The organism is Aliiroseovarius sp. M344, from assembly GCF_025140835.1.
Lineage (GTDB): Bacteria > Pseudomonadota > Alphaproteobacteria > Rhodobacterales > Rhodobacteraceae > Aliiroseovarius.
Map to the genome: position 1 here is coordinate 2,750,478 of NZ_CP081153.1, position 24,252 is coordinate 2,774,729.

At 57.8% G+C, this 24,252-nt stretch carries 24 protein-coding genes; 14 read left to right on the forward strand and 10 right to left on the reverse strand.

Translation table 11 applies throughout. The features are described 5' to 3' along the window. Positions 1-36: 36 nt before the first annotated feature. The 5 genes from K3556_RS13485 (at position 37) to K3556_RS13505 (ending at position 6,478) form a co-directional block, all read left to right on the forward strand. Positions 37-567 (forward strand): c-type cytochrome, encoded by a 531-nt coding sequence (locus tag K3556_RS13485; RefSeq protein WP_260517287.1) that lies wholly within the window; start codon positions 37-39, stop codon positions 565-567. Positions 568-745: 178 nt separating this feature from the next. After that, the gene (locus tag K3556_RS13490; protein WP_260517288.1) at positions 746-2,638 is read left to right on the forward strand and encodes an extracellular solute-binding protein; all 1,893 of its coding nucleotides are present in this window, start codon (positions 746-748) and stop codon (positions 2,636-2,638) included. 44 nt (positions 2,639-2,682) lie between these two features. Then, positions 2,683-3,765, forward strand: coding sequence for a microcin C ABC transporter permease YejB (locus K3556_RS13495; protein ID WP_260517289.1), 1,083 nt, complete (start codon positions 2,683-2,685; stop codon positions 3,763-3,765). A 2-nt stretch (positions 3,766-3,767) separates the two neighbouring features. Further along, on the forward strand, positions 3,768-4,874 hold the full coding sequence (locus tag K3556_RS13500; RefSeq protein ID WP_260517290.1) for an ABC transporter permease: 1,107 nt from the start codon (positions 3,768-3,770) through the stop codon (positions 4,872-4,874). Beyond that, a complete protein-coding gene (locus tag K3556_RS13505; RefSeq protein ID WP_260517291.1) occupies positions 4,871-6,478 on the forward strand; it encodes an ABC transporter ATP-binding protein in 1,608 nt (535 codons plus the stop codon). The genes K3556_RS13500 and K3556_RS13505 overlap by 4 nt, the downstream gene beginning before the upstream one ends. A gap of 14 nt (positions 6,479-6,492) precedes the next feature. On the opposite strand, the gene K3556_RS13510 is transcribed toward K3556_RS13505, so the two are convergent. Both K3556_RS13510 and K3556_RS13515 read right to left on the reverse strand, forming a co-directional pair. Next, positions 6,493-8,034, reverse strand: coding sequence for a serine hydrolase (locus K3556_RS13510; RefSeq protein ID WP_409557755.1), 1,542 nt, complete (start codon positions 8,032-8,034; stop codon positions 6,493-6,495). A gap of 167 nt (positions 8,035-8,201) precedes the next feature. After that, positions 8,202-8,906, reverse strand: a complete 705-nt coding sequence (locus K3556_RS13515; protein ID WP_260517292.1) for an HAD family hydrolase — start codon at positions 8,904-8,906, stop codon at positions 8,202-8,204. Between the two features lie 113 nt (positions 8,907-9,019). Here K3556_RS13515 and clpS point away from each other — a divergent pair, with 113 nt between their 5' ends. Genes clpS through K3556_RS13530 form a run of 3 tightly spaced genes read left to right on the forward strand, consistent with a single transcriptional unit; the run spans position 9,020 to position 11,243 of the window. Further along, positions 9,020-9,361: an ATP-dependent Clp protease adapter ClpS gene (gene clpS, locus K3556_RS13520; RefSeq protein ID WP_260517293.1), complete on the forward strand. Its 342-nt coding sequence runs from the start codon at positions 9,020-9,022 to the stop codon at positions 9,359-9,361. 20 nt (positions 9,362-9,381) lie between these two features. Then, a complete protein-coding gene (locus K3556_RS13525; protein WP_260517294.1) occupies positions 9,382-10,371 on the forward strand; it encodes a class I SAM-dependent methyltransferase in 990 nt (329 codons plus the stop codon). Positions 10,372-10,406: 35 nt separating this feature from the next. Continuing rightward, entirely contained in the window at positions 10,407-11,243 is an 837-nt protein-coding gene (locus K3556_RS13530; RefSeq protein ID WP_260517295.1) for an SDR family NAD(P)-dependent oxidoreductase, read from the forward strand. 5 nt (positions 11,244-11,248) lie between these two features. Here the strand turns inward: K3556_RS13530 and K3556_RS13535 are convergent, their stop codons facing one another. Then, positions 11,249-11,638 (reverse strand): hypothetical protein, encoded by a 390-nt coding sequence (locus K3556_RS13535; RefSeq protein ID WP_260517296.1) that lies wholly within the window; start codon positions 11,636-11,638, stop codon positions 11,249-11,251. 124 nt (positions 11,639-11,762) lie between these two features. On the opposite strand from K3556_RS13535, the gene hemF reads away from it, so the two are divergent. From hemF to K3556_RS13550, 3 genes are all read left to right on the forward strand, one after another. Next, positions 11,763-12,653, forward strand: a complete 891-nt coding sequence (gene hemF, locus K3556_RS13540; protein ID WP_260517297.1) for an oxygen-dependent coproporphyrinogen oxidase — start codon at positions 11,763-11,765, stop codon at positions 12,651-12,653. A 62-nt stretch (positions 12,654-12,715) separates the two neighbouring features. Then, positions 12,716-13,180, forward strand: coding sequence for a MarR family winged helix-turn-helix transcriptional regulator (locus K3556_RS13545; RefSeq protein WP_260517298.1), 465 nt, complete (start codon positions 12,716-12,718; stop codon positions 13,178-13,180). Positions 13,181-13,279: 99 nt separating this feature from the next. Next, the gene (locus tag K3556_RS13550; RefSeq protein WP_260517299.1) at positions 13,280-14,455 is read left to right on the forward strand and encodes an acetyl-CoA C-acyltransferase family protein; all 1,176 of its coding nucleotides are present in this window, start codon (positions 13,280-13,282) and stop codon (positions 14,453-14,455) included. A gap of 42 nt (positions 14,456-14,497) precedes the next feature. Here K3556_RS13550 and hemC read toward each other — a convergent pair whose 3' ends face one another. Beyond that, the gene (gene hemC / locus K3556_RS13555) at positions 14,498-15,454 is read right to left on the reverse strand and encodes a hydroxymethylbilane synthase (protein WP_260517300.1); all 957 of its coding nucleotides are present in this window, start codon (positions 15,452-15,454) and stop codon (positions 14,498-14,500) included. Between the two features lie 117 nt (positions 15,455-15,571). Here hemC and hemE point away from each other — a divergent pair, with 117 nt between their 5' ends. Together hemE and K3556_RS13565 are read left to right on the forward strand one after the other, a co-directional pair. Beyond that, positions 15,572-16,606 carry a uroporphyrinogen decarboxylase gene (gene hemE / locus K3556_RS13560; protein WP_260517301.1) on the forward strand — a complete coding sequence of 345 codons (1,035 nt, stop codon included), beginning with the start codon at positions 15,572-15,574 and terminating at the stop codon, positions 16,604-16,606. A gap of 139 nt (positions 16,607-16,745) precedes the next feature. After that, positions 16,746-17,933, forward strand: coding sequence for an MFS transporter (locus tag K3556_RS13565; RefSeq protein ID WP_260517302.1), 1,188 nt, complete (start codon positions 16,746-16,748; stop codon positions 17,931-17,933). Here the strand turns inward: K3556_RS13565 and K3556_RS13570 are convergent. Then, complete coding sequence (locus tag K3556_RS13570; protein WP_260517303.1) at positions 17,930-19,255, reverse strand: DEAD/DEAH box helicase; 1,326 nt, start codon at positions 19,253-19,255, stop codon at positions 17,930-17,932. The genes K3556_RS13565 and K3556_RS13570 overlap by 4 nt on opposite strands. Positions 19,256-19,657: 402 nt before the next feature. Here K3556_RS13570 and K3556_RS13575 point away from each other — a divergent pair, with 402 nt between their 5' ends. Continuing rightward, positions 19,658-20,680: an aspartate-semialdehyde dehydrogenase gene (locus tag K3556_RS13575; protein WP_260517304.1), complete on the forward strand. Its 1,023-nt coding sequence runs from the start codon at positions 19,658-19,660 to the stop codon at positions 20,678-20,680. An 85-nt stretch (positions 20,681-20,765) separates the two neighbouring features. Here the strand turns inward: K3556_RS13575 and K3556_RS13580 are convergent, their stop codons facing one another. The 5 genes from K3556_RS13580 to K3556_RS13600 form a co-directional block, all read right to left on the reverse strand. Beyond that, on the reverse strand, positions 20,766-21,302 hold the full coding sequence (locus K3556_RS13580; protein WP_260517305.1) for a flavodoxin domain-containing protein: 537 nt from the start codon (positions 21,300-21,302) through the stop codon (positions 20,766-20,768). A 163-nt stretch (positions 21,303-21,465) separates the two neighbouring features. After that, a complete protein-coding gene (locus tag K3556_RS13585) occupies positions 21,466-21,999 on the reverse strand; it encodes an SRPBCC family protein (protein ID WP_260517306.1) in 534 nt (177 codons plus the stop codon). 48 nt (positions 22,000-22,047) lie between these two features. After that, positions 22,048-22,662 (reverse strand): CDP-alcohol phosphatidyltransferase family protein, encoded by a 615-nt coding sequence (locus K3556_RS13590; RefSeq protein ID WP_260517307.1) that lies wholly within the window; start codon positions 22,660-22,662, stop codon positions 22,048-22,050. A 9-nt stretch (positions 22,663-22,671) separates the two neighbouring features. After that, positions 22,672-23,613, reverse strand: a complete 942-nt coding sequence (locus K3556_RS13595) for a phosphatidate cytidylyltransferase (protein WP_260517308.1) — start codon at positions 23,611-23,613, stop codon at positions 22,672-22,674. Further along, positions 23,610-24,248, reverse strand: a complete 639-nt coding sequence (locus K3556_RS13600; RefSeq protein ID WP_260517309.1) for a lysophospholipid acyltransferase family protein — start codon at positions 24,246-24,248, stop codon at positions 23,610-23,612. Before K3556_RS13600 ends, K3556_RS13595 begins: the two co-directional genes overlap by 4 nt. Between the last annotated feature and the right edge of the window lie 4 nt (positions 24,249-24,252).

Sequence of the window (24,252 nt, forward strand, 5' to 3'; positions counted from 1 at the left end):
AGAAGGCTTTTGACTTTGGATGAGACGGAACGCGACATGTTCGACACAATGACAATGACGAAAGCCGGGGCTGCTGTAATCGGCGCTCTCCTGTTCTTCCTGCTGGGCTCTTGGGCAGCAGACAGCCTGTATTCGACCGCGGCCGGTGGCCACGGCGATGAAGGTCACGCCGAGACAGGCTACATGATCGCCACCGCCTCTGGCGAAGGCGAAGCAGCTGCAGAAGAAGAGGCCGTGCCCTTTGCCGACCTGCTGGCGGCTGCCGATCCGGCCAAAGGCGAAAAGGTCTATGGTAAGTGCAAAGCCTGCCACAAGCTGGAAGACGGCGCGAACGGCACCGGTCCGCACCTGTATGGTTTGGTCGGGCGCCCGATCGCTGGCGTCGCTGGCTACAGCTATTCAGACGTCATTGCAGCCCTTGGTGGAAACTGGGGCCCGGATGAACTGAACGAATGGCTTGCCAACCCGAAGGCGTTTGCACCGGGCAACAAGATGACCTTCGCGGGATTGAAGAAAGATACGGATCGCGCCGACCTGATTGCCTATCTACAGACAATTGGCGGCTAAGCGCTGATACATTTGCTTTTTAGGGCCGTCCCGACACCGGGGCGGCCTTTTCTTTGCGATATCGCCACTGTTTGCCCCGTATCGCGCACCGATCACCAAATCGCGCCTTGCAGTTTATCGGGCCGCACCATTAGCTTGTCTGAAACGCGAATATGATGATCCGCCGAAGGGAAGCCAGATGAAGCCTGTCCACTCACGCGCCAAAATCCAAACATCAGATACCCGCTTGCCAATGTTCTGGGGCATGTTGGCGGGGCTTGTCTTGGCAATAACCCCCATGTTGGCTCGTGCCGAAACGACGATCACGTCACATGCTTACTCGTATTTCGGCACGCCGAAATACGATGCGGATTTCGCCCATCTGGGCTTTGTGAACCCGGACGCACCAAAGGGCGGCGAGATCATAATCTCTTCTGAAAGTGGCACTTTTGACAGCTTCAATCCCTATGCGCGCAAAGGCGTGGCCGGGGCATTGGCATCGATCAATATTGAACGGCTGATGACTGGCATCGCGGATGAAATCGGAACGTCCTATGGGCTTGTGGCGGAGAGCCTTGAATACCCGGAAGATCAAAGCTGGGTGATCTTCACCCTGCGTCCCGAAGCAAAGTTTGCCGATGGCAGCCCGGTGACCGCCGAAGACGTGGTGTTCACCCACAATCTGTTCATGGAACAGGGCCTGATCAGTTATCGCGAAGGCGTCAGCCGGATCATCGCTGAAGTCGAAGCACTGGACCCGGCCCGCGTCAAGTTCACCTTCCAGCCAGATGCCCCGATCCGCGAACGCATTGGCCAAGCCTCGGCGACGCCTGTCATGTCGAAAGCGTGGTTCGAGGAAACCGGCGCACGGTTGGATGAAAGCCGTCTGGAACAATCGATGGGCACCGGCCCCTATATGCTGGACAGTTACAAGATCAACCAGCGCATCGTATACAAGCGCAACCCGGATTACTGGGGCAAAGATCTTCCCATCAACAAGGGACGCTGGAACTTCGACACGATCCGCATCGAATACTTTGCCGACAGCAGCGCGGCTTTCGAAGGGTTTTCATCCGGCAGCTATACATTCCGCCTTGAAAACAGCTCGAAGGAATGGGCCACGTCTTATGACTTCCCAGAGGTTAAGAACGGACAGGTTATCAAGGCAGAGCTGGACGATGGCACCCAAGCGTCGGGCCAGGGTTTCGTCTTCAACCTGCGCCGCGAGAAGTTCCAAGACATCCGCGTGCGCGAAGCCATTGGCCTGATGTTCAACTTCGAATGGTCGAACGAAGCGCTGTTTTATGGCCTTTATGAGCGTGTAAACAGCTTTGCCGAAAACTCGCATCTCGAAGCCACCGGCATGCCATCGCCCGAAGAACTGGCTCTGCTGGAACCGCTGGGTGACAAACTGCCCGATGGCACTTTGGGAGAGGCGATCATGGCGCCCACCTCAGGTGACAAGCAGTTTGATCGAAAAAATGCGCGCAAAGCCTCGGCCCTGCTTGAAGAAGCAGGTTGGATCGTCGGCGACGACGGGATGCGGCGCAATGCCGAAGGTAAAATGCTGAAGGTCGAGTTTCTGACCTTTTCGCCAACATTTGATCGCGTCATCACACCCTATGTCGAAAACCTGCAAAAAATTGGCGTCGATGCGGTTCTGAACCGGGTCGACACCTCGCAGTTTGTCGACCGTCGATATGCGTTCGATTATGATATTATTACGGATCACCTGGCATTTGGTTACGAACCGGGCAGCAATCTGGAACAGGCTTTTGGCTCGAAAGAAGCCGCCGTTTCGGTCTTCAACTCGCCCGGTGTCGCGGATCCCGCCGTAGACGTCCTGATCGACATCATCCGAAATGCAGACACTGAAGAAGATCTGGTGACCGCCGCTAAAGCGCTGGACAGGGTCATGCGGGCGCTAAAAGTCTCGGTCCCACAATGGTACAAGAACAAGCACACGGTCGCCTATTACGATCAGTTTGAACACCCCGACCCCCTGCCCCCCTATGATCTGGGCTATCTGGACTTTTGGTGGTTTAACGCCGAAAAAGCAGAAAAACTGAAGGCAGACGGCGTGCTGCGCTAAGCCGCGACAGCCCCGGTAGGCACGAGTAAGAGAGCGAGACCCAAATGGGCGCATATATTCTGCGCAGGCTTCTTCTGATCATCCCGACATTGCTGGGGATCATGGTGATAAACTTCACCCTGACCCAGTTTGTGCCCGGTGGTCCGATTGAACAGATCATTGCCCAGATGGAGGGCGAAGGCGACGTGTTTGCCACCATCGCCGGCGGTGGCGCAGATGCAGGCGCGGGAGGCGGCGGTGATGAACGCTATCTTGGTGCGCGCGGTCTGCCGCCCGAATTCATTGCAGAATTGGAAAAGGAATTTGGCTTCGACAAACCGCCGGTCGAACGGTTTCTGAATATGCTGTGGAACTATATTCGGTTCGATTTCGGTGAAAGCTATTTCAGGTCCATCGGTGTGTTTGAACTGGTGGCAGAGAAGCTGCCCGTGTCGATCACGCTGGGCCTGTGGTCCACTGTCATCGCCTATATCATCTCGATCCCGTTGGGCGTGCGCAAAGCCGTGCGCGATGGCTCACGCTTCGACACCTGGACCTCGGGTGTAATCATCGTGGCTTATGCGATCCCCGGCTTTCTGTTCGCAATCCTGTTGCTGGTTGTCTTTGCGGGCGGGTCCTACCTGCAATGGTTCCCGCTGCGCGGACTGACGTCGGACAACTGGAGCGAGTTGAGCCTTTGGGGCAAGATCATCGACTATTTCTGGCACATCACCTTGCCTGTGCTGGCATCCACCATCGCCAGTTTCGCAACCCTTACGCTTCTGACCAAGAACAGCTTTCTGGATGAGATCAAGAAGCAATATGTTGTCACGGCCCGCGCCAAGGGTCTGGCCGAGCATCGGGTGCTTTATGGCCACGTCTTCCGCAACGCGATGCTGATCGTGATAGCTGGCTTCCCGGCTGTATTCCTTGGTGTCTTTTTCGGCGGCTCGGTGATCATCGAAACGCTGTTCTCGCTGGATGGTCTGGGCCGGTTGGGGTTCGAGGCCGCGTTGCAACGCGATTACCCCGTCATTTTCGGCACGCTGTTCGTCTTTGGGCTGATCGGCCTGCTGATCGGCATCTTGTCTGACCTTATGTATGTCTTTGTCGATCCCCGGATCGACTTTGAAGGGCGCGAGGTCTGATCATGACGTTGTCGCCTCTGAACCAGCGCCGCTGGCGCAACTTCCGCAGAAATGGCCGCGCCTTCTGGTCGCTGATCCTGTTCTGTATCCTGTTCGGCTTGTCGCTGCTGGCTGAGTTCATCGCCAACGACAAACCCATTCTGGTCAGCTATCAGGGCGAGCTTTATGCCCCGATCTTCAAGTTCTACCCTGAAACGGCATTTGGCGGGGATTTCAAAACCGAGGCCAATTATGACGATATCGAAGTGCGATGTCTGATCCGGTCGGGCGGGCTTGAAGCCTGCTGGGACGACCCGGAAGACACTATTACTCAATCCAAAACCGGATCTGTCGATGGGGAACAGATTGAAAAAGGCTGGCTGCTTTGGCCGCCGATTCCATACAGTTTCACCACGATCGTTGATACCGGCGGCGCGGTGCCATCGGCACCCACCAGTCAGAACATATTGGGCACCGACGACACCTCGCGCGATGTGGCGGCGCGGGTGATCTATGGCTTTCGGCTGTCGGTATTTTTCACGATCATCGTAACTGTTCTCACATCGATTATCGGCATCGCAGCCGGCGCGATCCAAGGCTATTTTGGCGGTTGGGTGGACCTTGTGTTCCAACGCATTCTGGAAATCTGGAGCTCGACCCCATCGCTGTACGTGATCATCATCCTGTTCGCGATCTTGGGGCGAAGTTTCTGGTTGCTGGTCTTCGTGACCGTACTGTTTGGTTGGCCCGCCTTGGTGGGCGTGGTGCGTGCCGAATTCCTGCGCGCGCGGAACTTTGAATATGTCCGCGCCGCGCGCGCGCTTGGCGTGTCGAACCGGGTCATCATGTTCCGCCACGTGTTGCCCAACGCCATGGTTGCCACGCTGACCATGCTGCCATTCATCATCACCGGCACGATCTCAACCCTTGCGACGTTGGATTTCCTTGGTTTCGGCTTGCCTTCCTCTGCGCCGTCACTGGGCGAGTTGACCCGTCAGGCCAAGGCCAACCTACAAGCGCCGTGGCTGGGCTTTACGGCCTTCCTGACCTTCTCGATCCTTCTGTCGCTGCTCGTCTTCATCTTCGAGGGCGTACGAGACGCTTTTGACCCGCGAAAGACCTTCCAATGAGCGTGCTTCACGTCAAAGACCTGCATGTCGGCTTCCGTCAGGACGGCCAGCTTCACCCCGCCGTGCGCGGCGTCAGTTTTGAAGTTGCCAAAGGCGAAACCGTGGCGATCGTGGGTGAAAGCGGATCGGGGAAATCCGTCACCGCACTATCAACTGTATCGCTGCTGCCCGACAGCGCTCAGGTCAGCGGATCAATCACCTATGGCGGGCGCGAGATGATCGGCGCGTCACCGTCCGATCTGCGCGACGTGCGCGGCAACGACATCAGCTTTATCTTTCAGGAGCCAATGACATCGCTGAACCCGCTGCACACGATCGAGAAGCAACTGACCGAGTCGATTGAACTGCATCAGGGGCTGACAGGAGACGCGGTGCGCACCCGCATTCTGGAACTGCTGAACAAGGTGGGCATTCGCGATGCTGAATCGCGGCTGGCGCATTATCCCCACCAGTTGTCAGGCGGACAAAGGCAGCGCGTGATGATCGCCATGGCGCTGGCCAACGGGCCAGAGCTTCTGATCGCGGACGAGCCGACCACCGCGCTGGACGTGACCATTCAGGCGCAGATCCTCGACCTGCTGGCCGAATTGAAAGACAGCGAAGGGATGAGCCTTCTGTTCATCACCCATGACCTTGGCATCGTGCGCAAGATCGCGGATCGTGTCTGTGTGATGAAAGATGGCGTCATCGTTGAAGAAGGCCCGACAGCGGACCTGTTCGCCAATCCCCGCCATGAATACACGCGCACCCTGATCAATGCAGAAGCACACGGTCGCCCCGACCCCGTTCGCGATGACGCACCCGAGATTGCCGCGACCAAAGACCTGCGTATCTGGTTCCCCATCCAACGCGGGCTACTACGCCGCACGGTGGGACATGTGAAGGCCGTGAACGCGGCCAGCTTCTCGGTCCGAGTGGGCGAGACCGTCGGGATAGTCGGCGAAAGCGGGTCCGGCAAGACAACGCTGGCGCTGGCTGTCATGCGGCTTATCAGCTCGGACGGGCCAGTGGTGTTTCTGGGCGAGGATATCCAAGGTCGCAAATCGCGGCAATTGCAGCCGCTGAGGCGCGACATGCAGATCGTATTTCAAGATCCCTATGGATCCCTATCACCGCGCATGACCGCAGAAGAAATCATCGCCGAAGGTTTGTCGGTTCACGGGTTGGAACCGGGCCGAAATCGTCGCGATATGGTTTCTGAGATCATGAAGGAGGTCGGGCTCGATCCCGCCACGATGGATCGTTATCCGCACGAGTTTTCCGGCGGTCAACGTCAGCGTATCGCAATTGCACGCGCGATGATCCTGCGGCCCAAGCTGGTGGTACTGGACGAACCCACATCCGCGCTGGATATGACGGTTCAGGTCCAGATCGTCGAACTGTTGCGCGAATTGCAAAAGAAGCATGGGCTGGCTTATCTGTTCATCTCGCACGATCTGCGCGTCGTGCGCGCGCTGGCGCACAAGGTGCTGGTCATGCGCGCGGGTGATGTTGTGGAAAGCGGTCCGGCGGATCAAATCTTTGATGCACCGCAGACCGATTATACTCGCGCCCTGATGGCCGCAGCCTTCGACATTGTCGCGGCAAAAGGCGTGTCGGAATAGGTCGAGTACGTCGCTCAGGACGGTCCCAGAACATTGCAGCGCGTGTTGCGTGCATTCAGACGACGGCAGGCCAGATCAGCTTGAGTTTGTGACATGCCCACAAAATTCGCATGCCAGCCGTCCGAGCGCCGGACAACTTTCCGCAACGCCTCATCCAACGTGTCGATCTCTTTCAATGCAGTTTTCAGCAACGTACGTTCGGCCTGATAGCGTGACCCAAGCACACCCACATTGATCGCCCAATGACGCCCACCAGAGGTCGACATCCGCGTCACCACTTCAGGCTCGGCATTCTTGGGCGTTTGGGGCGCAAGCGATGTCAGCACTATCGCGGCGGGCCGCGCCGGTGGCGTGGGCACAGTAACCGGGGCGGCCACCTTCTCAATAAGGGGTTGTGGGGCGGCGACGGGCTCAGCCTTTTCGACGGCGGCGGTCACGATATCTGTAACAGGCGTCGTTGCGATCGGCGTTTCCGGGGCCACATCCGCGACGACTTTTGGCTCTTCTTCAGGCTCGGTGATTGCCGTGACGACCGCATCTTTGATGCTTTCCGACAGGGCGGCAAGCTGTGCCTGAGCAACCGGATCTTGTGTGATCGGGCGAGGGCTGGGACGCGGGCTGCGCTTCACAGCTCTGACCAGACGGATGGTCTTGCCAGACGCGCCGGGTTCCACGGTCTCTGGGGCCTCTGCCGAATAGGCGGGCAAGGCTGGCTTGCGCACCGACGCCCGGCTGGGCGCGCGGCGGAAACCAAGGTCCATCAATTCAGCGACCTTTGCGTTGCGCGATGCGGTGGACTGACCACCGAAAACAGTGGTGATGATCCGTTCCGATCCACGTTCAGCCGATGCCACAAGGTTGAAGCCCGCCGCGCGGGTGTAGCCGGTTTTGATACCATCAGCGCCCTTATAGCTGCTAAGAAACCGCCGGTTTGTGTTTGAAACGGCTCGTACACCGGCATCCGTCGTAATGCGTGAAAACAGATTGTAGTAATTCGGGTGGTCGAAAAACAGGTGCCGACCCAGCGTCGTCATATCGCGCGCCGTCGACAAATGGCCATTTTCCGTAAGACCGTGTGCGTTCTTAAAATGTGTGCGCGTCATGCCGAGCGCTTTCGCTGTCCGGTTCATCCGGCGGGCAAAGGCTGCTTCGGACCCGGAAATAGCGATACCGATCGCGGTAGCCGCGTCATTGGCCGATTTGACACCCGCCGCACGGATCAGATAGCGAAATTTGATCTTCTGGCCCGTGCGCAACCCTAGCTTGGAAGGTGGCTCGGCTGCTGCCTTGCTGGTGATCGTGACAACTGTATCGGGCGATATCTCACCGCGTTTGATCGCTTCGAACGCGATGTAGAGCGTCATCATTTTGGTCAAAGAGGCCGGATGCAGCCGTGTATCTGCGTTGCGCGAATGAAGCACCTCGCCGGTGCGCGCGTCGATAACCATCGCGGCATAGGGGGCGGCCTGCGCTCCTGTTGACGCAAGTTGAGCCACACAGCCAAATACTGCAAGGAAAAGCCCAATACGGACCCACTGCCACGGACGTTTTTCCACGTCGTCCACCTTTTCTGCCTCAATCGCCTGGATCTTTTGTCCGGCTGATTTGTTTTTTTCAACGTAACACGAAGAAAGCGCGCGAGAAAACACCTTATTTTCAATGGCCTGTTCCGTGGCGCGCAGGACACGTATGGCAGATGTGGTATTCTCTTGCAGGCCGAGGGCTATATCTGCGCCATTTCCTCCAAAATTGAGGGCAACTGCGACAGATCAGCCAGCGCACGAAATCTTGCATGGGAAATCGGCGGAACCGCGTGTTCATAGCTCCACGTTAAGTCATGCGGGACATGTACGCCCCATGCGCCAGCCTCAAGCGCCGGGATCACATCTGACTTCAGCGAATTGCCGACCATCACCGCGCGTGCCGCGCCGCCAAACGGCAAAAACGCGCGCTGATACACGGCCGGCGTCTTGTCAGACACAATCTCAACCCCATCAAAATGATCACCAAGACCGGATTGCGCCAGCTTTCGTTCCTGATCCAGAAGGTCGCCCTTGGTGATCAGCAGGATGTTATGGGTTTGTGCCAGCGTGGCCACGACATCGCCAGCATGGGGCAGCAGTTCTATGGGATGCGCAAGCATTTGCTGACCGGCATCGATCAGCGCCTGAATGACGTGGCCGGGAACCGTGCCATCTGTCACCTCGATCGCGGTTTCGATCATCGACAGGGTAAAGCCCTTCACCCCAAACCCGTAATGACCTAGGTTGCGCAACTCGGCTTGCAACAGCCTTTCAGACAGATGTTCTGGCGCCGCAAAATCTGCCAGAAGCTCGGCAAACCGGGCCTGCGTCATCTGGAAAAATTGCTCGTTTTGCCACAAGGTATCATCGGCATCGAAACCAATTGTTGTGACTTCCGCGTCCATTTTGTATGTGCCTTTCCTACGACGTGGCGCCGTGCCCTCTTTTCATTGGGCGTAGTGACCATATATTCTGAGACTCAAGCCTGCCCTTTTGCAACCTTCGGAGTGAAGCCCACATGGCCAGACTGCCTATCATCTTGTCACAAGGCGACGGCGCCGATGACGGCGATGCGGGCCTTGCGGTGGCGACGAAACCCAAAACCAAACGTCCGCCTATGTATAAGGTATTGATTTTGAACGATGACTTCACCCCGATGGAGTTCGTCGTCATGGTGCTGGAACGGTTCTTCGGGATGAACCATGCGCAGGCGTTTGAGCTTATGCTGACAGTTCATAAAAAAGGCCTAGCCGTGGCCGGGGTCTTTTCACACGAGGTTGCCGAAACAAAGGTGACCCAAGTCATGCACTTGGCGCGCGAACATCAGCATCCGCTTCAGTGCACGATGGAAAAGGAGTAGCCGCGTCAGCGGTGGCCGACATGTTTCACACCAGATTGTCCCTTGCCTTGCGCGACGGCGCGGTAACGCTGCCCGACGACGGCCGCATACTGGTGATCGGGCCGACCGCCGACCACAATCTGACGGCATTGCCAAAAGACAGGGCGACGATCTACAGCCGCTTCTTTCCCGATTTCGACCATTGGGCGTCGCGCGGCTTTGAAACAGTATCAGCCCTGCCTGACAGCGGGTTTGCGGCGGCCTTCGTGTGTGCGCCGCGATCCAAGACGCTGGCTCAATCTTGGGTGCAGGCTGCGACGCAAGCCACCTATGGCGGATTGGTTTTGCTGGACGGGCAAAAGACCGACGGAATTGACAGTCTTCTGAAAGCCCTGAAAAAGAAAGCCGATCTGCTTGGCACATTCTCCAAAGCACATGGCAAGCTTGTCTGGTTCGAAAACGCTGACGTTGCTGATTGGGCGGCGGCCGACACGCGGCTGGAAGGTGGCTTCACCACCCGACCTGGCGTGTTTTCTGCGGATGGGATCGATAAAGGATCAGCCGTTCTAGCAGCTGCTATGCCCGCCGAGATCAAGGGCCGCGTCGCCGATGTGGGCGCGGGCTGGGGGTATTTGTCGCGACATATTCTTGAACGCTCGGGCGTCGCCTCGCTTGACTTGATCGAAGCTGATCTGGTGGCGCTTGATTGCGCGCGGGTGAACATCGACGACCCGCGTGCCAATTTTATCTGGAACGACGCAACACGGTTCCGCCCGGCAAAACCGTATGACGTCGTTATCTCAAACCCGCCCTTTCATACCGGGCGCACCGGAGACCCAAGCTTGGGGCGCGCATTCATCAAGTCAGCGGCAGAAATGCTGACGCCGTCGGGTCGCTTTGTGATGGTCGCCAATCGGCACCTGCCATACGAGGACACGCTTGGCGAAGTGTTTCGCGAAGTGGATGACCTGGGCGGCACATCTGGATTCAAACTTCTCAGTGGCACAAAGCCCCGTCGCGCACGGCGCTAGGATCAGCTAGGCTCACTGGGAATCAGGAGGCACATATGTCTTTTTCCATTGCTGGCAAAACCGCCATTATCACCGGCGCGGCCAACGGTATCGGCCTGTCCATCGCCCGCCATTTTGCAGATCACGGCGCCAATGTGATGTGCGCGGATATCGATGAAACGCGTCTTTTGGAAGAATGGGGGCCAAACCCCGACAACGATGCAGAAGACGCCGATGACACATCTAACACCCGGACCTTTGCCGGTGACCTGCGCGAAAAACTGACCATCGCAAACCTTCTGTCAGCAACCATCGACGCTTTCGAACGCGTCGACATATTGGTGAATGCGTCACGGCAGGTCATGCTTGCAGACCCGCTTGATGCCGACAACGTTGCGGTCCAAATGCTGTTGGATCAAAACCTGATGACCAGCTTGCGCCTTAGCCAACTGGTGGCAAAGCGAATGATCCAACAGGGCGAAGAGTTGGGTGAAGATGAGCAAGCCACGCCGCTTGGGGCGATTGTGAACCTGTCATCCATTGCGGCCTGCCGCACCCAGCCGGGCCTGATGGCGTATTCAATTGCCAGTGCAGCGCTGGATCAAATGACACGCTCTTTGGCTGTTGGATTGGCCTCGAACCGGATCCGTGTCAACGCCGTGGCGTTTGGTTCTGTCATGAGCGCCAGCTTGCGCGATTCGATCCTTGAGGCCGGAGAAACCCGCACTGACATATTGGAAGGCACGCCCCTGGGCCGGATTGCGTCGGCCAACGAGGTGGCGGAAGCCGTGCAATTCCTATCCTCTGAGGGTGCCGGCTTCATGACCGGACACATCCTAACTGTGGATGGTGGGCGCAGTTTGCTGGACGCTGTTGGCAACCCAGCTCACTGATCCTTTCAGGACTTGGCGCAGTTTGCGAGCTTACTTTGCTGTTCTTTAAGCTCTGCCAGTTCTTTTTTCATCGCGCGATGTTCCTGAAACGTTGGCAGAGTGGATTTTGGTTCTGGCGTTGGCAGGCATACCCGCACAAAAGGCGCAACGCCTTTACATAATTTCAGCGGATTGGCGACTTTAATAACCGTCGAGGACGTGCGGTAGCCGCGCGCAGTTTCCCGCTCCAAGGTTTCTATTTTTTGCTCTCGCCGCTTGTATTCCATTGCTTCATCACTGGAACACTTTGCAGGTTGCGTAATTTTTGCCGGCTCAAGCTGAGCAACCGGCGCTGTGGTGGTTTGGCAAGCGGTCAGCAAAAGGATCGCGGAAATCTGAATGGCTAGCAGGCGCATGGACCCTCCTTGCTCGGAACGAACTGTTGGCTTGTTTGGAGAGCTTAGCGCAAAGTCAGCTTTGCCCAGAGGGGAAATCCTGATAGCTCCTCCCCCAAGAACACTAAAGCGAAGGACCAGCCCGATGAGCAAAAAGATGGAAGACCAAAAATCCCTCGCGAGCGCGTGGTTTCGCGAACTTCGTGACCAAATCATTGCCGCATTCGAAGGTCTGGAAGATACGCAGACAACCGGACCATTTGTCGGCCAGCCTGCGGGCCGTTTTGAAATCAGCGAGACGAACCGCCATTCGGACGACGGCACAGATGCAGGCGGCGGACAGATGAGTGTGATGCGCGGAGGGCGCGTTTTTGAGAAGGTCGGCGTCAACATCTCGACGGTTTACGGCAAACTTGGCAAATCAGCGCAAAAGGCCATGGCAGCGCGCGGTGTGCCTGGCATGGAAAATGACCCACGCTTCTGGGCCTCGGGCATCAGCCTTGTGGCTCACATGCAAAACCCGCACACCCCTGCGGTTCATATGAACACCCGGATGTTCTGGACCCCAAACGCGTGGTGGTTCGGTGGCGGCGCCGACCTGAATCCTTGCATTGAATACGCAGAAGATACGGCCCACTTTCACGGCCAGCTGGAAGCGGCCTGCCTGCGCCATGACATCAGTTATTATGACAAGTTCAAAGCCTGGGCTGACGAATATTTCTTCATCCCCCACCGCGGCCGGGCACGCGGTGTTGGCGGCATTTTTTATGATGACCTGAACACCGGCGATTGGGAGGCAGACTTTGCCTTTACCAAGGATGTCGGCCGCGCCTTCCTACCCGCTTTCGTGCCCGTCACCGAAGCCCGCTGCGACACGCCTTGGAACGATGCGGACAAGGACAAGCAATTGATCCACCGTGGTCTCTATGCCGAATACAACCTGGTTTACGACCGGGGCACCAAATTTGGTCTGACCACCGGACATGATGCCAATGCGGTGTTGATGAGCTTGCCACCCTTGGCAAAGTGGGTCTAGGCGATCGTTCCAGCGCATGGCTTGCCTTGCCGCGAAGATAAGGGCAACTTGTTGTAAGTGTGATGAAAGGTGCGCCCGTGACAGCATTCAAACTCGACAGCTTTCTACCTTATCAACTTGCGGTGCTGTCCAGCCGCGTAAGTGCAGGGTTTTCGAAGCATTACCGAGACGCATATGGAATATCGGTCTCGGAATGGCGCGTGGTGGCCCATCTGAGCCAAGCCGACAGTGTCAGTGTGCGCGAAATCCATGCACGGGTGGACATGGACAAGCCGAAGGTCAGTCGCGCAGCGTCACGGCTTGAAGCGTCGGGCTATGTCACCAAGACGGTCAATCCACAGGATCGACGGCTGGTGGAACTTAAGCTGACACCCAAAGGCCGCGATATGATCGAGGCGCTCACCCCCATTGCACACCAGTACGAACAGCAACTGTCTGATCTTCTGGGTGGCAATGACGATGAATTTCGCGCCCGCGTGGTGCAGTTGATCGCAGCACTTGGGCCACACACGGTCGAAGACGACTGAACAACCCTCATTTCGCACGTGTCAGACCACGAGTTGGGGGCGACAAGCCTGTTCGGCTATGCAATCCTGCATTGAAATCAATTCAAATGGGGGATTCTTATGTCTGACATCGTAATTCTTGGCGGCGCGCGCACCGCAATCGGCACTTTTGGTGGCAGTCTGGCAGCGGTTCCGCCCAGCACGCTGGGTGCCACCGTCGCGCGCGAGGCGATGACACGCGCCGGCGTTGAGCCCGGCCAGATCGGCCATGTCGTCTTTGGCCACGTCATCAATACCGAACCGCGCGATATGTATCTGTCGCGAGTCTCGATGATCGAGGCCGGCATCCCCGACACCACACCTGCGATGAACGTGAACCGCCTGTGCGGGTCCGGGCTTCAGGCCGTCGTCTCGGTCGCGCAATCCCTGATGCTGGGCGACGCCGATTACGGCGTGGCTGGCGGTGCCGAAAGCATGAGCCGCGCGCCCTATATTCTGCCGCAGGCCCGCTGGGGTCAGAAGATGGGCGACACCGGTGCGCAAGACATGATGCTGGGCGCGCTGAACTGTCCGTTTGGCACCGGGCATATGGGTGTGACCGCCGAAAACGTCGCCGCAGAACATGACGTCAGCCGCGCGGATCAGGACGCCTTTGCGCTGGAAAGCCAGAAACGCGCCGCTGCCGCCATCGAGGCAGGGCATTTCGACAGCCAGATCGTGCCGATCGAGGTCAAACAACGCCGTGAGACGGTTCAGTTTGCCCGTGACGAGCATCCAAAACCAACGACGCCTGAGGCTTTGTCCGGGCTGCGCACCGTGTTCCAGAAAGACGGCACAGTGACGGCTGGCAACGCGTCCGGCATCAATGACGGGGCGGGGGCTTTGGTGCTGGCACGGGCCGATGCGGCGAACGCGGCTGGCCTGAAACCGCTGGCGCGCATCATTGGCTATGGCCACGCGGGGGTGCGCCCCGAAGTGATGGGGATCGGTCCGGTTCCTGCGGTTGAGAACCTTTTGAAAAAAACCGGGCTGACAGTCGCAGATTTCGACGTGATTGAATCGAATGAAGCCTTCGCCGCCCAAGCCATCGCGGTGAACAAGGGGCTGGGCTTGGATACCTCCAAGGTGAACCCCAATGGTGGGGCGATCGCTCTGGGTCACCCTGTTGGGGCGACCGGTGCGATCATCACCATCAAGGCACTGTACGAGCTTGAGCGGATCGGTGGATCAAAAGCGCTGATCACCATGTGCATCGGCGGCGGTCAGGGCATTGCACTGGCCATTGAGCGGATCTGATTTTAATTGCTGTCTTGCCCGGCGCTTATGTCGGGCAAGACATTATTTCCAATCGAAAAAGTCGTCGCCGACGCGCGAAAGAAGGCCTTCGGCCAGCTTTCGACCCAGCTCCGGGCCCTCTGCGATAGGGCCGGTAATCTGATCTGCTTCAGATTGCGACCCGTCGGTCCGCAGGATTTCGCCGCGCAGGGTTAGCGTATCACCATCCAACGTGGCCAGAGCGGCGATGGGCGTCTCGCATGATCCATCCAGAGCGCCGAGGAAGGCACGCTCGGCGGCCAGTCGCTGCCCTGTCTCGGGATCGTGGATTGCAGCCAGCATCTCTTTGGCGCGTGTGTCGTCCGCGCGCCGCTCGATCCCAATGGCGCCTTGGGCGACAGCATTCAGCATGTCTTCAGTCGGGATGGCGGTTGCGGGAACATCATCCATACCAAGACGGTTCAGCCCAGCCATGGCAAGGAATGTTGCCTCGGCCACGCCTTCTTGCAATTTCTTCAGACGGGTTTGCACGTTGCCACGAAATTCGACGACCTCAAGATCGGGACGACGATTGAGCAACTGGGATTTGCGACGCAATGAGGATGTGCCAACGACCGCGCCCTTGGGCAGATCGCTGATCGATTTGAATTTGACCGACACAAAGGCGTCGCGCGTATCCTCGCGCGGCAGGTTGCAGTCCAGAACCAGCCCTTCAGGCTGTTCAACCGGCATGTCTTTCATCGAATGTACGGCGATGTCGATGCGGCCATCCAGCATCGCCTCTTCGATTTCCTTGGTGAACAGGCCTTTGTTGCCGATTTCTTTCAGCGGGCGATCAGCGTCGATCAACGCGCGGTCGTCCCCCGTTGTATGGATCACAACAATTTCAAAAGCTGCTTCGGGAAGATCAAATGCCGCCATCAAACGACGACGTGTTTCGCGCGCCTGTGCCAGCGCCAAAGGGCTGCCGCGTGTGCCGATTTTCAAGGGGGCGTCGGGGGTCGGATATGCTTGTGTCATGCCCACCGTTTACGACGGAAGAACGGGGCTGTCCATGCCTGCGGCACCCCGCACGCTTGACATCCTGTCGCGTGTGAGGGACGACGCTTGAAACGCCGACAGGAAAGGCCCGCCATCATGACCCAGCAAAAGACAATTCTGCGCGCACTTGCAGGCGAAACGCTTCCCACACCGCCGATCTGGATGATGCGCCAGGCCGGGCGTTACCTGCCCGAGTATCGCGCCACGCGTGCGCAGGCGGGCGACTTCCTGAAGCTGTGCTATAACCCCGAACTTGCCGCCGAGGTGACATTGCAGCCCATTCGCCGATATGGGTTTGATGCGGCGATCCTGTTTGCTGATATCCTTTTGGTGCCCCAAGCGCTTGGCGCTGATCTTTGGTTTGTCACCGGCGAAGGCCCGCGCTTGTCAACGATCACCCAACAAGCGGATTTCGATAAGTTGATGGGCAAGGATGACATCCACAAAACGCTGAACCCGATCTATGAAACTGTGCGCATCTTGCGTGGGGAACTGCCGGACCAGACGACACTGATTGGGTTTGCAGGCATGCCGTGGACCGTGGCGACCTATATGATTGCAGGTCAGGGCACCAAGGACCAAGGCCCAGCGCACGCGCTGAAAGCTGAAAACCGCCCGCTGTTCGAGGCGGTGATGGATCGGCTGACCGAAGCAACTATTGAATACCTGTCAATGCAGATCGAGGCGGGCGCCGAGGTGGTGAAGCTGTTCGACAGCTGGGCCGGGTCGCTGAATGGCGCGGACTTCCAGAAATATGCGGTTGAACCGGCGCGTGTGATCACCCAAGCGCTGAAAGCGCGTCACCCCGGCATCCCCGTCATCGGCTTCCCGCGTGAAGCAGGTGATGGCTATATCGGGTTTGCCAAGGCGACGGGTGTGGATTGCGTGGCGATTGACAACTCTGTCAGCCCGGAATGGGCAGCGGCGAATGTGCAGGTGGATGGGTGTGTCCAAGGCAACCTTGCCTCAAGCCACATGGTCACGGGCGGCCAGGCTTTGGTTGATGAGACCCGCAAAGTGGTCGAGGCCTTTAAAAACGGCCCCCACATATTCAATCTGGGTCACGGAATTACGCCCGATGCAGACCCTGAAAACGTGCAGTTGATGATCGACACTGTACGCGGAGGATAAGGGGAAAGGGGCGTTGCCCCCGCGTGAAAGCCGGATGGCTTTCACCCTCCCCCAGGATATTTTCAGCCAGAAGAAGCAGCCAGACTTGTAAAGTCTTGCAGCGCCGTGTCTTCTGCGCGGGTGAAGAAGGGGACTTGGAATGCGGGTAGGTATCATCACCCTAATCGTCGCTTACGTGCTGAGCCAGTTCTATCGCGCCTTTTTGGCGGTGATGACCCCTGCGTTGAAGGCTGACCTGGGCGCCTCGCCCGAGGATCTGGCGCGCGCATCCGGTGCATGGTTTCTGGTATTTGCCTTGATGCAAATTCCTGTGGGCTGGGGTTTGGACAATATCGGACCACGCAAAGTGGCGGCAGGATTATTGGCGATCGGCGGGGCTGGCGGGGCGGCGCTTTTTGCCACCGCTACCGCGCCTGCGCATATTCTTTATGCGATGATCTTGATCGGGATCGGATGTTCGCCCGTGTTGATGGCGAGCTATTTCATCTTTGCGCGCACCTATTCCCCAAAGGTTTTTGGCACGTTGGCCGGCATGGTGATCGGCATCGGGTCACTTGGTAACATCGCGGGGGCGTTGCCTATGGCACTGGCGGTCGAGCAATTTGGCTGGCGGGCCTGTCTTTGGGCCTTGGCGGCCGTCACGCTTCTGGTGGCAGCGCTGATCATGCTGGCAGTCGACAATCCGCCGAAACTGGTCGCGGAAGAAGGCGCCCCAAAAGGGTCGGTTCTGGATTTGCTGAAAATGCCCGCCCTTTGGGCGATTTTTCCGATCATGTTTGTAAACTACACCGCCGCTGCCGGGTTGCGCGGCAGTTGGGCGGGGCCATATCTGCGCGATGTCTATGGGCTGGACACAACGGGCATTGGCTGGGCCACAATGGCCATTGCATTGGCCATGGTGATAGGCAGCTTCGCCTATGGTCCTCTGGACCGGATCTTTGGCACGCGGAAATGGGTGATTTTCGCGGGCAACCTTGTCGCGGTCGGGTTGGTCTTTTTGCTTTGGGCTGTCCCTGATGCCGGTGTCTGGCAAGTGTCCCTGACCATGGCGGCCATCGGATTGTTCGGGGCGAGCTTTCCGTTGATCATGGCGCATGGGCGCAGCTTCTACCCACCGCATCTTGTTGGGCGCGGGGTGACCTTGATGAATATGTTCGGGATCGGCGGTGTCGGGATATTCCAATACAGCTCGGCCAGTGTGTTCCGGGCAGCTCAGGGGCCAGAGGTGGCGGTCACGGCCCCCTATCAGGCCGTGTTCCTGTTCTTTGCGGTGCCCGGGTTAATCGGCTGTCTGCTGTATCTTCTCAGCGAAGATCGCACTGATTAAGCAGATTTTTGGCCGCGACGTGGACGACGGCGTTTCGAGCTGTTGGCAGGTCTGCCGGCGTTGCGGGTCGGGTTAGAACCCGGCTTCGCGCCCGCGTTGGCTGCGCGTGGCTTGCGACCACCACCACCGCCGCCACCACCGCGACGTCCGCCGCCACCGCCTTGGGTGCGGGTCGGGCGTTTTTCCTCGGCCGGGCGTGTGCCTCCAAGGATCGGGATCTCGATCTTCATGACCTTTTCGATGTCGCGCAACAGGCCGAGCTCTACGCCCGATACGAAGGATATCGCATCACCGCCTGCGCCAGCACGGGCCGTCCGGCCAATGCGGTGGACGTAGTTTTCAGCCACTTCAGGCAGGTCGAAGTTGTAAACATGGCTCACCCCCGGAATATCGATCCCGCGTGCGGCAACGTCAGTGGCCACCAGTACACGGGCTTCGCCTGACCGGAATGCCGCAAGGGCACGGTCGCGTTGGCCCTGGCTTTTGTTGCCGTGGATGGACACCGCCTTGAAGCCGTCTGCGACAAGCGTTTTCATCAACTTTTCAGCACCATGTTTGGTTCGTGAAAACACCAGCGACAGCGACTCTTTGTCATGGCCAAGCAGATCGATCAGCAAAGTAATTTTTTCATTACGACCGGGAGAATAATAAATGCCCTGCGTGACTTTGTCGGCCGCCTTGCCCGGAGGCGAGACTTGCACTTTGGCCGGGTTGGTCAGATAGGCGCGAGAGAGTTCCTCCATCTGTTTGGGCATGGTGGCCGAAAACAGCATCGTCTGGCGCGGTGTGCCCAACTCAGGCGCAATCCTGCGCAGCGCATGGATGAACCCCATGTCGAGCATCTGGTCCGCTTCGTCCAACACAAGGAATGTCGCGGTATCAAGACGGATCGCCTTCCGGTCCAGCAGGTCGATCAGGCGACCAGGTGTGGCAACGAGAATATCGATGCCGGGTGCCAACATGCTGATCTGCTTGTTGATCGACATACCACCCACAACGGTGCGCACTTTCAAATGTGTACCCTGCACATAGTCGCGCAGGTTTACGGCGATCTGGTTCACCAGTTCGCGTGTAGGGGCAAGGATCAGCGCCTTAACCGATTTGGGCTCGCGCTTGTCGTGGTTGCCCAAAAGCTGGTGGATCAGCGGCAGGCCAAAGGCGGCTGTTTTGCCGGTGCCTGTTTGGGCCAGACCCATAACGTCGCGGCCCTCAAGGACCAGCGGGATCGCTTTGATCTGGATCGGTGTCGGCGTTTCATAGCCGGCTTCGGTCACGGTTGTGACCAGCTTCGGGTCAAGCCCGAGCTCTGCAAATTTAGTCATTATCGTCTTTCTGGCATGCAGTTTGGCACGCCGATATCACGCGGGTTGCGGGGCAGATGCCCCATCGCTTCGGTTAGCGACCAACGCTCGCGGTGGGCCGAATGCCCAATACAGTTGCCTGTCCGCCGATCTGGCCGTCAGAACCCCGCGTGATTTGGGAACTTGTGGAAACGGGCTTTGCGCCCGAAAACCTGTCTGCCTCACGTAATGGGGGCGGGTCGCTCACGCGTCGACCGGACAGATAGCGCCCCTATCACAGCGAAAAGCACACAAGTCAACGACAAAACGCGCCAGATCGCGCGTATGACGCTTTCGCAGGCGCGGCATTTGCGCTATGGACGCCCTCGGTCTGACCAGACTCACAAGGGGTTTGGCGGGTCGATTGAAAAATAGGAGGCCGTGATGGGCTATAAAATCGCTGTCGTTGGCGCCACTGGCAATGTGGGCCGCGAGATGCTGAACATTCTGGCAGAACGCCAGTTTCCTGTGGACGAGATTGTCGCGCTTGCGTCGCGCCGGTCGCTCGGCACCGAAGTCAGCTTTGGCGATACCACCCTCACGACCAAGGACCTTGATGCGTTTGATTTCACGGGCTGGGATATGGCGCTGTTTGCCGTGGGGTCAGAGGCAACCAAGCAATACGCCCCCAAGGCGGCAAAGGCTGGTTGTGTTGTCATCGACAACTCGTCGCTCTACCGCTACGACCCTGACATCCCGCTGATCGTGCCAGAGGTGAACCCGCAAGCGATCCACGATTACAAAAACAAAAACATCATCGCCAACCCCAACTGCTCGACCGCGCAGATGGTTGTGGCGCTTAAGCCGCTGCATGACCGCGCCAAGATCAAACGTGTTGTTGTGTCGACGTACCAGTCTGTATCCGGCTCGGGCAAAGACGCGATTGATGAGCTGTGGAACCAGACCAAGGGCATGTATGTGCCGGGTCAGGAGGTCGCGCCGTCCGTCTATCCCAAACAGATTGCCTTCAATGTCATTCCGCATATCGATGTGTTCATGGATAGCGGCGATACGAAGGAAGAATGGAAGATGGTCGCGGAAACCAAGAAGATCGTCGACCCGTCGATCAAGGTGACCGCGACCTGCGTGCGCGTGCCGGTCTTTGTCGGCCATTCGGAATCGGTGAACATTGAGACCGAAGAGTTTTTGGACGAAGATGAAGCACGTGACATCCTGCGCGAAGCCCCGGGCATTCTGGTCGTGGACAAGCGCGAAAACGGTGGCTACGTGACCCCGGTCGAGTGCGTCGGCGACTTCGCGACCTTCATCAGCCGCATCCGCCAGGACGTCACCGTTGAAAACGGCCTGAACTTGTGGTGCGTGTCTGACAACCTACGCAAAGGCGCTGCTCTGAACGCAGTTCAGATCGCCGAGCTTCTGGGCCGTGAGGTTCTGAAGAAGGGCTGATCAGCCCTTCTTGAAATAGAAAAGCCCCTGACTTCGGTCTGGGGCTTTTTTTTCGCTCTGCCGCTACGCTTTTTGCAAAGACGCATCACTTTATGATCTGCGCAACCCAGCTGTCCAATTCGGCCCCAAGCGCTGACCAGTCAGTGTAATCATGATCCGCATCCAGATCGGCATCCGCTTCTTTTCCAGCAATGATGCGGCGCATTATGAAACGACGGAAGATGTCGTATTCCGACGGCATATAAGCGCCGGCAACCTGAACAACACGCCCCGGAGTCCAATTCGTAGCGCTTTTGAAATCGTCAAGAATGCGATCAAGCCCACGCCAATCTTCCGCATCATGCCCCGCTGCCGCAAGCGACACGGACAAAAACAACGTCGGCATCTTTCCAAGGCGACTGGCGTTTTTGTCGGCGAATTTCGCCAGTTCTGCCTGGTAATGTCCCGCATGAATGGAACTTGCTAAAACGGCGCCGTCGAACCGACCGACATCTAAGCCCATTGCATCGGCAAACGGTGCAAGTTCAACGCTATGGCCATGTTCGTGAATTCGGTCGGCGGCCCATCTGGCAATCTTGCGCGTATGACCTTCACTTGTGGCATAGGCAACGAATATCTTCATAACAGCCTCCACCGGCCAACCGTGGCCGCCAAACGTGTGTTTCAGGCCCGCAGTGGGAAATCAGTGGGCGCATCGGACACTTCCAATCAGACACATTCCGCACCGGCTTTCATTGACACGGGTCAATTCAGGTTTTGGACAGACCTGCCAAAACGGAACAACTTCAGCTACCTTCGACCAATGCCTTCAGATTGGCCAAGCCGACCTCATAGTCTGCGCCGATCCAACTGTCGAACATCAAGCCCATCCAGCGTGCAAACGGGTTCATGCCAAGTTTGGTATCAAATCCCCAAGTCACCTCGGTTGCGCCCTCAACAGGCTTCAGATCCAAATATGCCGCTGCAAGGCCTTGTGGGCCGAAATCCAAGGCTGTTTCTACACGCTCATTCTGGATGCTTGAGGTAATGACCTGAATGCCGTTGCCAACGTCTGGCTGGTCTGACGTCCAACGCAACGTATTCCCAACGCCCTGTTCCGGCCCTTCATAGGTCATTTCTACATTTGGGTCACGTGACAACCACGGCGACCATGCCTGCGTGGCCTGCATCGAGTTGACATAAGGGAAGATTTTGTCGGCCGGTGCAGAAATCAGCGTGGATCTGCTGACCGACACTTCAGACGGCAGTAAAAACGCAACTGCGACAAGGACGATAGCAAGAATGGCGAACCCTTTCAGCGCGCCAAAAATCAGTTTCATATCTAATTTCCTTCGCTCTAATAGGCGAAGTCTAGCACGGATCGCCGTTTAACGCGATTTCAACGCCGCTATCATGCGCAGTCCACGCGTGATCACTGTGCCCGCGGCCCCAAGCAATATGACCCAAAGCGCAACCGCCAAAGTCGGAATGCCAAAAAGCGTTGGCAGGAAAATCGCCAACGCTGCCGCGAACGTCGACGCTGCCATGCGGTGTTGTTTTGCCATTGGCCCCGAGAAGTCAGGCTCCAACCCCTGAGCCGCCCCGGCTTCACGAGTATAGGCCGTCAGCACCGCCATGGTCGCAGCCGCCCAGCCCAGCGCCGGGGAACCGGCCCCAAGCCCCATCCCAACAAGGATAAGGATGTCGGCATATCTATCCGGGGCTTCGTTCCAGAACGGACCGTCGGGTTCTGCACGACCCCCTTCGACAGCGACCATTCCATCAAAAAGATTGCACAACAAACGGCCCTGCACCGACAGCGCAGCAACGATCAGCCAAAGGGCGATGGTGCCGCCAGACAGCCAGAACGCGCCGCCAGCGATCACGGCGAACAGAACCGATCCCTTACTGATCTGATTGGGCGTTACATTCTTCTTGACCAACCAGCTTGCAGCCCGTTTGGCCCAGTTGCGATCTCGGCTGGCGATGGGGCGACGTTGCATGGAAACCTCCTAGGCCACGGACCAGAAATAGCGCGTCAGGTGGAAGAAAATGGGGGCGGAAAAGACCACACTGTCCAACCGGTCGATGAACCCGCCATGGCCTGCGATCAGGTGACCCCAGTCCTTCACCCCTTTGTCGCGTTTGATGGCAGACATCACAAGCCCACCGAAAAAACCCATCAGGGTGATGACGAGCGCTAGGCCTGCAGCTTCAAACGGTGAAAACGGCGTCATCCACCAAAGGCCTGCCCCGACAGCCGAGGCACTTAGAATTCCGCCCAGAAACCCCTCCCATGTTTTGGAAGGCGACAGGCGCGGCGCGATCTTGTGTCGACCGATCAGCTTGCCCCAGACATATTGCAGCACATCTGACAGCTGAACCACCACCACAAGGAAAGCGACCAGCAGCACGTTCTTGCCTTCGTATCCGGGAATGTTCAGCGACAGAAGCGCGGGGACATGACTGGCCGCAAAGACACAGATCATCAATCCCCACTGGGTCTCAGCGACACGAGTCAGATAACCATCGGTATCGCCGTGAACGGCCACCACGATCGGCAATAGCAAAAACGCATAGACAGGGATGAAGACCGAAAACATACCGTACCAATCCGCCCAGATCAGAGCGTATTGCACCGGCAGAATGACGAAGAAGCTGACCACCAGCGCCCAGTGATCTGCCCGCCGCTTGGCGGTCAGGGTCAGAAACTCGCGCAGACCAGCGAAACTGAGCAGTGCAAACAGGATCACCACACCCGCCTGGCCGCCCAACATGGCCAGCGCCAGCAAAACCACCATGCCCCACCATGCATTGATCCGCGCGATCAGGTTCTCGACCACGTCATTGTCCGGCCCCATGCGGGATTTCAGCACCTGACCGACACCCGTCGCCACAACCAAGATGGCAAAGACCCCGCCAATGAGCGTAGTGAATTCTGCAGGGGCAGTCATCGGGTCACCTCCTCTGCCAAAGTGACCAGTGCGGCTTGGGCCCGCGCAAGAAAGGCTGCCTTGTCCTCGTTTTCGACTACGTCGAGTGGATCGCCGAAGGTCACAGAGCACAACAATGGCACAGGGATGACTTTGCCCTTCGGCATGACCGACGTCAGATTATCAATCCAAGTAGGCACAAGTTCCACGTCGGGACGCGCCTGCGCCAAATGAAAGAGACCGGGCTTGAAGGGCAACAAGGTCTCATCCGTCGTGTTGCGCGTGCCTTCGGGGAACAAGATCAGGCTTGCACCATCGTCCAACGCCTCGGCCATTTGCGAAATAGGGTCATCTCGCCGCGTTTCCGGGTTTCTGTCAATCAGAACCGCGTTGAACACTTCGCGCCCGATGAAGGTCTTAAGCTTGCCGCTCAACCAGTAATCAGACCCGGCCACGGGGCGGGTTCGGGCGCGCAGGGTTGGCGGCAGGACTGTCCAGATCAGGACGAAATCGCCATTCGAACTATGATTGGCAAAATATATCCGTTGGCGCGACACCGGCTCGACGCCCTGCCATACCCCACGCACAGCCGTCACAACACGCGCAAACAGAGAAATCGCGTTGCCGGCCAACAATGGCAGCGCCTTACGAAGCATCCGC

Excerpts from the sequence above, each read along its gene's own strand:
- hemE (WP_260517301.1), top strand. The coding sequence starts at position 15,572 with ATGACCCAGCAAAAGACAATTCTGCGCGCACTTGCAGGCGAAACGCTT.
- K3556_RS13585 (WP_260517306.1), bottom strand. The coding sequence starts at position 21,999 with ATGAAACTGATTTTTGGCGCGCTGAAAGGGTTCGCCATTCTTGCTATC.
- K3556_RS13600 (WP_260517309.1), bottom strand. The coding sequence starts at position 24,248 with ATGCTTCGTAAGGCGCTGCCATTGTTGGCCGGCAACGCGATTTCTCTG.
- K3556_RS13515 (WP_260517292.1), bottom strand. The coding sequence starts at position 8,906 with ATGGACGCGGAAGTCACAACAATTGGTTTCGATGCCGATGATACCTTG.
- K3556_RS13550 (WP_260517299.1), top strand. The coding sequence starts at position 13,280 with ATGTCTGACATCGTAATTCTTGGCGGCGCGCGCACCGCAATCGGCACT.
- K3556_RS13595 (WP_260517308.1), bottom strand. The coding sequence starts at position 23,613 with ATGACTGCCCCTGCAGAATTCACTACGCTCATTGGCGGGGTCTTTGCC.
- K3556_RS13500 (WP_260517290.1), top strand. The coding sequence starts at position 3,768 with ATGACGTTGTCGCCTCTGAACCAGCGCCGCTGGCGCAACTTCCGCAGA.
- K3556_RS13545 (WP_260517298.1), top strand. The coding sequence starts at position 12,716 with ATGAAAGGTGCGCCCGTGACAGCATTCAAACTCGACAGCTTTCTACCT.
- K3556_RS13485 (WP_260517287.1), top strand. The coding sequence starts at position 37 with ATGTTCGACACAATGACAATGACGAAAGCCGGGGCTGCTGTAATCGGC.
- K3556_RS13525 (WP_260517294.1), top strand. The coding sequence starts at position 9,382 with ATGTTTCACACCAGATTGTCCCTTGCCTTGCGCGACGGCGCGGTAACG.
- K3556_RS13535 (WP_260517296.1), bottom strand. The coding sequence starts at position 11,638 with ATGCGCCTGCTAGCCATTCAGATTTCCGCGATCCTTTTGCTGACCGCT.
- K3556_RS13570 (WP_260517303.1), bottom strand. The coding sequence starts at position 19,255 with ATGACTAAATTTGCAGAGCTCGGGCTTGACCCGAAGCTGGTCACAACC.
- K3556_RS13575 (WP_260517304.1), top strand. The coding sequence starts at position 19,658 with ATGGGCTATAAAATCGCTGTCGTTGGCGCCACTGGCAATGTGGGCCGC.
- K3556_RS13565 (WP_260517302.1), top strand. The coding sequence starts at position 16,746 with ATGCGGGTAGGTATCATCACCCTAATCGTCGCTTACGTGCTGAGCCAG.
- K3556_RS13580 (WP_260517305.1), bottom strand. The coding sequence starts at position 21,302 with ATGAAGATATTCGTTGCCTATGCCACAAGTGAAGGTCATACGCGCAAG.
- K3556_RS13490 (WP_260517288.1), top strand. The coding sequence starts at position 746 with ATGAAGCCTGTCCACTCACGCGCCAAAATCCAAACATCAGATACCCGC.
- clpS (WP_260517293.1), top strand. The coding sequence starts at position 9,020 with ATGGCCAGACTGCCTATCATCTTGTCACAAGGCGACGGCGCCGATGAC.
- K3556_RS13590 (WP_260517307.1), bottom strand. The coding sequence starts at position 22,662 with ATGCAACGTCGCCCCATCGCCAGCCGAGATCGCAACTGGGCCAAACGG.
- K3556_RS13530 (WP_260517295.1), top strand. The coding sequence starts at position 10,407 with ATGTCTTTTTCCATTGCTGGCAAAACCGCCATTATCACCGGCGCGGCC.
- hemC (WP_260517300.1), bottom strand. The coding sequence starts at position 15,454 with ATGACACAAGCATATCCGACCCCCGACGCCCCCTTGAAAATCGGCACA.
- hemF (WP_260517297.1), top strand. The coding sequence starts at position 11,763 with ATGAGCAAAAAGATGGAAGACCAAAAATCCCTCGCGAGCGCGTGGTTT.
- K3556_RS13495 (WP_260517289.1), top strand. The coding sequence starts at position 2,683 with ATGGGCGCATATATTCTGCGCAGGCTTCTTCTGATCATCCCGACATTG.
- K3556_RS13505 (WP_260517291.1), top strand. The coding sequence starts at position 4,871 with ATGAGCGTGCTTCACGTCAAAGACCTGCATGTCGGCTTCCGTCAGGAC.